Source organism: Albidovulum sp. (assembly GCF_049646345.1).
Classification (GTDB): domain Bacteria; phylum Pseudomonadota; class Alphaproteobacteria; order Rhodobacterales; family Rhodobacteraceae; genus Albidovulum.
In genome coordinates this window covers 1-4,332 of record NZ_JBARVQ010000110.1, presented here as the reverse complement: position 1 = coordinate 4,332, position 4,332 = coordinate 1, and the positions used below count along the sequence as shown (strand labels likewise).

Annotated in this window: 4 protein-coding genes; 2 read left to right on the top strand and 2 right to left on the bottom strand. The window is 65.0% G+C overall.

Going from position 1 to position 4,332, the window contains the following annotated elements:
- On the bottom strand, window positions 1–654 hold a 654-nt coding region (locus WBB85_RS02835), incomplete at its 3' end, for a chloride channel protein (protein WP_432637111.1).
- A 125-nt stretch (window positions 655–779) separates the two neighbouring features.
- On the opposite strand from WBB85_RS02835, the gene WBB85_RS02830 reads away from it, so the two are divergent.
- Both WBB85_RS02830 and WBB85_RS02825 read left to right on the top strand, forming a co-directional pair.
- Window positions 780–2,156 carry an FAD-binding oxidoreductase gene (locus WBB85_RS02830; RefSeq protein WP_432637110.1) on the top strand — a complete coding sequence of 459 codons (1,377 nt, stop codon included), beginning with the start codon at window positions 780–782 and terminating at the stop codon, window positions 2,154–2,156.
- A complete protein-coding gene (locus WBB85_RS02825; protein WP_432637109.1) occupies window positions 2,153–2,542 on the top strand; it encodes an SgcJ/EcaC family oxidoreductase in 390 nt (129 codons plus the stop codon). The genes WBB85_RS02830 and WBB85_RS02825 overlap by 4 nt, the downstream gene beginning before the upstream one ends.
- A gap of 40 nt (window positions 2,543–2,582) precedes the next feature.
- Here the strand turns inward: WBB85_RS02825 and glyS are convergent.
- Window positions 2,583–4,332: glycine--tRNA ligase subunit beta (gene glyS / locus WBB85_RS02820; RefSeq protein ID WP_432637108.1), on the bottom strand; the 1,750-nt coding region annotated here is incomplete at its 5' end.

Genomic DNA, 4,332 nt, shown 5'->3' with positions numbered 1-4,332 from the left:
GTTGATTACCGTCCCCGCAACCGAGGCGATGGCGATAGGCGCGAACGCATGGACGGCGAAGTGGCGCAGCACCACTTCCAGCGCGAAAATTGCCCCCGCGATCGGGGCATTGAAGCTGGCCGACACTGCGGCGGCGACCGCGCAACCCAGAAGGTCGCGCCCGGTGATCCCATTCGCGTTGATCCGGGTCGACACCCAGGTGGCGATCACGGCGGCCAGATGCACGACCGGTCCCTCGCGCCCCGATGACCCGCCGGAACTGAGCGTGATGAGCGAGGCCGCGGCCGAAGCAAGGCCCGCACGCCGCTCTACCCGCCCCGCGTTCAATGCTGCGCCCTCGATCACGTCAGCCACGGCCCGCACCCGCCCGTCCGGCGTGAACCGGTCAAGGATCAACCCCACGACCAGCCCGCCTAGGATCGGCAGGCAGAGGACCCACCACCACGGCAGCTCCCCCGCGACCGAGGCCAGACGCAGATCGTCGCTGCCGTAAAGAAAGGTCTGAAGCGCCGAGATCCCCTTGCGGAAGGCCAAAGCCGCGAAACCCGCCGCGATGCCGATTGCCAGCGCAATGAACCAGAACTGGATCTGGCTCGGCCCCCGCTTGCGCATCACACCCAACGCCCGCGCCAGTTCAGCGCGGATCGCCGACACCTGTCGGCGGGTCCAGTTCGGGGTCTCTTCCGTCACCCGGCACAAATCCGCGGGGCCATCTTCTCAGGGCTTCCCCGGGCGGCCCGCTTGGCCTAGGGTCGCCGCGCCCGCCCCCTGAGGTTATCATGCCCCACGACGCAGCACTTGCCGAACTCGAAACCTTCTTAGGAGATCGCCTCGCGCGGTCCAAGGCCGAACGTGATCAGCATGGGAAGAACGAGGCATGGTTTCCCGACACGCCCCCCGATGCCGTGGCTTTCCCTGAGACGACCGAAGAGGTCGCCCGTATCGTCGCCATATGTGCGCGCCATCACTGCCCGGTGACCGCCTGGGGCACCGGCACCTCGCTCGAAGGCCATGCGCTGGCGATCCGGGGCGGCGTCACAATCGACCTCATGCGCATGAACCGGGTGTTGCAGGTCCGGACCGAGGACATGCAGGCAGTCGTCCAGCCGGGCCTCACCCGTGAAGCACTGAACACGGAACTTCGCGCCACTGGCCTGATGTTCCCGGTCGATCCCGGCGCCGATGCCTCGCTTGGCGGCATGGCGGCGACGCGCGCCTCGGGCACCACCGCCGTGCGCTACGGCACGGTGCGCGACAATGTGATGGGGCTTGAGGTCGTGCTGGCCGACGGGCGCATCATCCGCACCGGATCGGGCGCGCGCAAATCCTCGGCCGGTTACGACCTCACCGGCCTCTTCGTTGGCTCCGAGGGCACGCTCGGCATCATCACCGAACTGACATTGCGGCTTCACGGCCAGCCCGAGGCAATCTCTGCCGCCGTCTGCGCCTTTGACGATTTCGAATCCGCCGTCCAGACAGTCATCGCCACGATCCAGATGGGCATTCCCATGGCCCGGATCGAATTCCTCGATGAAACCGCCGCCGCCGTCTTCAACGCTGCGAACGGCACGTCCCTGCCCGAAAAGCCCCATCTGATGGTGGAGTTCCACGGCTCTGACACTTCCGCTGCCGAGGATGCACAGCGGTTCGGCGAGGTCGTGGCCGAAATGGGCGGCGCGCATTTCGACTGGGCCACGTCGACCGAGGATCGCAACCGGCTGTGGAAGATGCGCCACGGCGCTTACCCGGCCTGTCTTGCCTACCGTCCCGGCTCCATGGGCCTTGTCACCGATATCTGCGTCCCGATCTCGCGACTGGCCGAGGCGGTGCGGGAAACCCGCGAGGACATTGCGGAAAGCGGGCTGACAGGGCCGATCCTCGGCCATGTCGGTGACGGCAATTTCCACGCAATCCTCCTGATCGAACGCGGCAATGAGGGTGAACTCAAGACCGCCAAGGCGCTGGCGCATAAAATGGCCGAACGCGCGCTCCGCTTGGGCGGCACAATCACTGGCGAACACGGGGTGGGCATGGGCAAGAAGGACCTGATGGCGATGGAACATGGTGAGGCATGGGAGGTGATGGCGCGGATCAAGCGGGCGCTCGATCCCGACGGCATCCTCAACCCCGGCAAGGTGGTGGAGGTGAGCCAGTGACCCTGCCCGCCCCCGACGCCTTCCCCCGCGCCTTCGCCAATGCCTGGGCCGGGCACGACGCCAAGACTATCGCCGCCTTCTTCGCCGAGGATGCCGATTTCCTGACCCTCACGGGGCATTGGGCCGAGGGGCAGAAGGCGATTGCCGAAACGCTGGCGGGTGAACTGGCCGGGGCCTTTGCGCGGGCCAAGCTCGTGACCGGGCGGACCAAGCTGCGGATGCTTACCCCCGGTGCGGCGCAGGTGATGCAGCGCTATGTGCTTTCGGGCATCGTCAATGCCGATGGGTCGGATGCGGGGCGTGTCGGCGCGATCCTCTCGGCGGTGCTGGTGGAAGGGCCGCAGGGCTGGACCGTGGCTGCGGCACAGTTCACGGCTGAGGGGTAATCGGACCGCAGTCCCGGACTTGATCCGGGACTGCGGTGTGTCAGCCATCCAGTTTCGTCAGGTCCGCAACGGACAGGCAGATCGTGCGGATGCGGCTGAGCAGGTTCAGCCGGTTGCGCCGTACGATTTCATTGTCGGTATTGACCTGCACCGCCTCAAAGAACGCATCAATGGGCGCGCGCAAGCTCGCCATGGCCGACATGGCCGCCCCGAAATCCTCTGCGTTCATCGCGGGCGCGATGGCGGCCTCGGCCGCATCAAGCGCGGCGAAGAGTGCGCGTTCGGTCTCATCCTCGGCAAACTTCGGATCGGCGCCGAAGCTGTATTCAACCCCGTCCTTTTCCTCGGCCTGTGTCAGGATGTTGTTCGCCCGCTTGAAGCCCTGAATGAGGTTGCCGCCATCATCGGTCTTGAGGAAGGCACTCAGCGCCTCGGCGCGTTTGACCAGCAGCGTCAGGTCGTCATTGCCGGGCATGGCAAGGCAGGCGTCGATGACGTCATGGCGGATGCCCTCGTCGCGCAGGTGGACCTTGAGGCGGTCGTGGAAGAAGGCGAGGAGGTCGGGAGAACGGGCATCTACCTTTCGACCATCAACCTCACGCGTAACGGTCGCAACACCCAAGGAGAAGCTTGTTATTCCTGAAGCTGTTTCCTCTTTGAATTTTTTTGCCTTTTCGTCGTGATGTCGCTTCTGCGCGGTCGCGATTGCCATATCGTTTCTCAGCAACTGTGCCGAGAAATGATCGTGAAGGGCCATCCTTCTCGCATTCGCCAGAACCAACCGGATCACCCCCAATGCCGCCCGTCTCAGAGCAAACGGGTCCTTTGACCCCGTCGGTTTCTCGTCGATCGCCCAGAAGCCAGTCAGCGTGTCGATCTTGTCGGCGAGCGCAACGGCGACGCTTGCCGGATCACTCGGCACGGCGTCGGACGGGCCGAGCGGCTGGTAGTGTTCCTTGCAGGCATTCGCGACCGCTTCTGGCAGCCCTGCCGCCTTGGCGTAGTAGACGCCCATCGTACCCTGAAGTTCGGGGAACTCGCCGACCATCGCCGATTGCAGATCGGCCTTGGCGACCCGCGCGGCCTCTGCCGCCAGATCGGGCTTCGCCCCGACCAAGGGCGCGATCTCGCGCGCCAGCGCCTCGATCCGGTCGATGCGGTCGCGCTGAGACCCGAGCTTGTTGTGGAAGGTGACATTGGCCAGCCCTTCGGCCATGCCCTCCAGACCCGTCTGAGCAACGGTCCGCAAGTCATTCTCCCAAAAGAATTTCGCGTCGCTTAGCCGCGCCGACAGCACCTTCTGGTTCCCGGCAAGGATCGTCGTGCCGTGGTCGGCGGGTTGATTGTTCGCGACCGTGATGAAGCCCTCGATCCGCCCGGTCTTGGTGTTCCGGCAGGAGAAGAATTTCTGATGTTCCTTCATCGACGTCTGCAACACCTCGGGCGGCAGGCCCAGAAAGTCCTCACCAATCCGGCCCATCAGCACGACGGGCCATTCAACAAGCCCCGCAACCTCGGTCAGAAGGCCCTTATCCTCGACCACCTCCAGCCCGGCGGCAAAAGCGGCGTTGGTGGCGTCGTGCCAGATATGCCCGGCCCGTTCCTCTGGGTCGAGCATCACCTTGGCGCGCTTCAGCTTTGCCGCGTAATCCTCAAAGGAGGTTACAGAAAACGCATCCGGCGCAAGGAAGCGGTGGCCGCGCGTGGTATTGCCGGACGCGATCCCGTCCACGTCGAGCGGCACGACCTCGGCCCCGCCCTCATCGCTCAGAATACAGAGGATCGAATGC

Coding starts and splice junctions, on each gene's coding strand:
- WBB85_RS02830 (WP_432637110.1), top strand. CDS start 780: ATGCCCCACGACGCAGCACTTGCCGAACTCGAAACCTTCTTAGGAGAT.